Source organism: Povalibacter sp., assembly GCF_036735925.1.
Lineage (GTDB): Bacteria > Pseudomonadota > Gammaproteobacteria > Steroidobacterales > Steroidobacteraceae > Steroidobacter.
In genome coordinates this window covers 1-2,625 of sequence record NZ_DAINNK010000159.1, presented here as the reverse complement: position 1 = coordinate 2,625, position 2,625 = coordinate 1, and the positions used below count along the sequence as shown (strand labels likewise).

Below are 2,625 nucleotides of genomic sequence, written 5' to 3'. Positions count from 1 at the left end.
CGGTCGGCGACGCTGCCCACCAGCAGCCGCTTGAGAAGGAACCAGCGGCTTGCGCCGATCGCGAGCAGGTCGGGTCGTTCGCGTTCGAGAACTTCGAGGATCGCGTTTGCCGGCGGCGCGCCGGTGACGATGGCCCGTGCGTGCGGGATCAGACCGGCGTCGCGACCGATGCTCTGCAGCTGCAGCCGGGCGCGATCGAGGCTGGTGCGTTCGAAGTCGGCGATGACCGATTCGTCGAGCCCGGCGGACTTCATCATTCCGCTATGGGGCGAGTGAATGGCGTGCACCATCGTCGCGGAGGCCTGATCGAGCGCCGCCAGACGCACGGCAGTGCGAACCATCGGCAGCGCCGCGGTGGACAGATCGCTCGCAATGACGACCTTCCCGTAGTGGCTTTCCATCGTGCGATGAACCACGAGCACCGAACGGCGCGCGGTTCGCACCAGGCGTTCGGCAGTCGTTCCGAGAATCGCGCTGCCGCGGCCGGGTTGCGGCGCTGCGACGACGATCAGGTCCGCATCCCATTCGGCAGCCGCTGACGCGATGGTGTCGCGCACCTTGCCACGACGGACAGCGACATCGATGAGATCGGCGGAGGAACCGAACAGTCGATCCGCTTCGGCCAGGAGCTGAACATAGGCGCGATTCGACTGCATGCGCGCCACGCGATCGGCCTGCCGCGAATCGATGACGTGCAGCATCAGCAGCCGGGCGCCCGTCTGACGCGAGAGCGACGCCGCACGCTGCAACGCGGGTGCGGATCTCGCCGTCAGGTCGGTGGCGCAGATGATGCGTTTCGGAACATGGGGAAATTCAGCTCTCATCCACTACCTCCGTCCGCGAATCCGGATTCAATCGCACATGAGTCTGTCGCTGCGCCGTCGCGCTCGATGACGTTCTCGCGCGAGGTCGGCGGGTCGTCTTCGCCTCCAGTGCCGGCGCCGCATCGAGCGGGTGCGGCACGATCAGCACGTCGCACGTCGCCTCCTTCAACAGCTGATTCGCAACGCTGCCGAGCAGGGCCCGTCGCATCCGGCCATCGCCGCGGGTGCCCACGACGAGCAGGTCCGGCTGGATTTCCTGGATCGCGTGCAGGATCGTCGTCGCTGGATTGCCATCGGCAACGACGAGTCCGTAGCGCCGCGGATTCGTGCTTTCCTCTTCGAGCAACTGGTGCATCAGTTCGGTCGCATCGGCGCGTACCGAATCGGCGGGGACGGCCGGGCCGGAAATTTCCTGCAGCAGCACGTGCGGCGGCACATGCGCATGAATCACGGTCGTGCGTGCCGACCGGGTCAGGACGAGACGTTCGGCCGCGCGCACCGCGGCGCGCGATCTGGCGGACGTGTCGAGCGCGAGCAGGACGTTCCGATACCGTCCGTCGGCGTTCCGCCGGACGATCAGCACTGGACAGACGCGCGCACTCACCGCCTTTTCTGCGACGGTGCCCTGCAGGGTGTCGGTGCCGCGCCGCGGTTCGTGCGGACCCAGGATCAGCAGATCCGGTCGCGTGCGCACCAGCGAGTCGAGGATCGCCCGGGAAGCGCCGCCCGCGCGCACGACGACTTCAGGTTCCGGCCCAACGCACCGCAGCGGTTGCCGGCCGCGCGCCTGCAGCCTTGCCACGGCGATCTCCAGCGTCTGTTCGAGCGCCCGATCGGAGGACACCGGCGAGACGACGTGCAGCAGCGACAGATCCGCTGTGAGTTCATCGGCAAGCCAGCCGGCACGATCGATGGCGATCTCGCTCTTCGGCAGCAGATCCGTGGCACACAGCAGTCTTGGCATCGCTTCGAACTCCGTCGCAGTGGTCGCGGCCATTTTCGGCGCTGCGCTTGTTTCGATCAATTAGAATTAATTTTGTCATTGCTTCGATAATACGAAATCGTCCATCGGGCACTGGAATGCGATGGTGCATGCCGCATCGACCCGCGGGACCGCCGTGAATCTCTCGTGTCCTTGTCAACAACCGGCAGGCGAACGTGCTCATCGCTCGCAGTACGCAACACGTGCCGAGACATGGACCCCCGGAACATCCCGATTTACGGCACATCGCTCAGAGCAGGACGATGGAGGAGTTCGGCGTTGTCCGCCGTCACGCATTCGAAACAAGGCAGCCGCAGGATGCCGCCGCCGCTTTCCTACGGAGCAAGACCATGTCAGACAAGAATCGCAAGCCATCGGGTTCGACTACTGGCGCCGGCGCGCCGGCGCCGAGCGACCGCAACTCGCTGACCGTCGGTGCGGATGGTCCGATCCTGCTGCACGACGTTCACCTCGTCGAACAGCTCGCCCACTTCAATCGCGAGAAAGTCATCGAACGCCAGCCGCATGCCAAAGGCGGCGGCGCCTTCGGCACTTTCGAAACCGTGGAGGACATGTCGCGCTACACGAAGGCGGCCCTGTTCCAGCGCGGCGCGAAGACCGATCTGGTGTTGCGCTTCTCGACCGTCGCCGGCGAGATGGGCAGCCCCGACACCTGGCGCGACGTGCGCGGCTTCTCGCTGAAATTCTACACCAGCGAAGGCAATTACGACCTGGTCGGCAACAACACGCCGATCTTCTTCGTCCGCGATCCGATGAAGTTCCCGCACTTCATCCGCAGCCAGAAGCGGCTTCCCGATT

At 65.4% G+C, this 2,625-nt stretch carries 3 protein-coding genes; 1 reads left to right on the top strand and 2 read right to left on the bottom strand.

Annotated elements, in window-relative coordinates; genetic code table 11:
- Together V7D81_RS23120 and V7D81_RS23115 are read right to left on the bottom strand one after the other, a co-directional pair.
- On the bottom strand, positions 1-824 hold an 824-nt coding region (locus tag V7D81_RS23120; protein ID WP_324320764.1), incomplete at its 3' end, for a universal stress protein.
- The gene (locus V7D81_RS23115; RefSeq protein ID WP_324320763.1) at positions 814-1,821 is read right to left on the bottom strand and encodes a universal stress protein; all 1,008 of its coding nucleotides are present in this window, start codon (positions 1,819-1,821) and stop codon (positions 814-816) included. The genes V7D81_RS23115 and V7D81_RS23120, both read right to left, overlap by 11 nt.
- A gap of 335 nt (positions 1,822-2,156) precedes the next feature.
- Here V7D81_RS23115 and V7D81_RS23110 point away from each other — a divergent pair.
- Positions 2,157-2,625, top strand: a 469-nt coding sequence (locus V7D81_RS23110; protein ID WP_324320761.1) for a catalase, incomplete at its 3' end; no start/stop codon positions are given.

Coding starts and splice junctions, on each gene's coding strand:
- V7D81_RS23115 (WP_324320763.1), bottom strand. CDS start 1,821: ATGGCCGCGACCACTGCGACGGAGTTCGAAGCGATGCCAAGACTGCTG.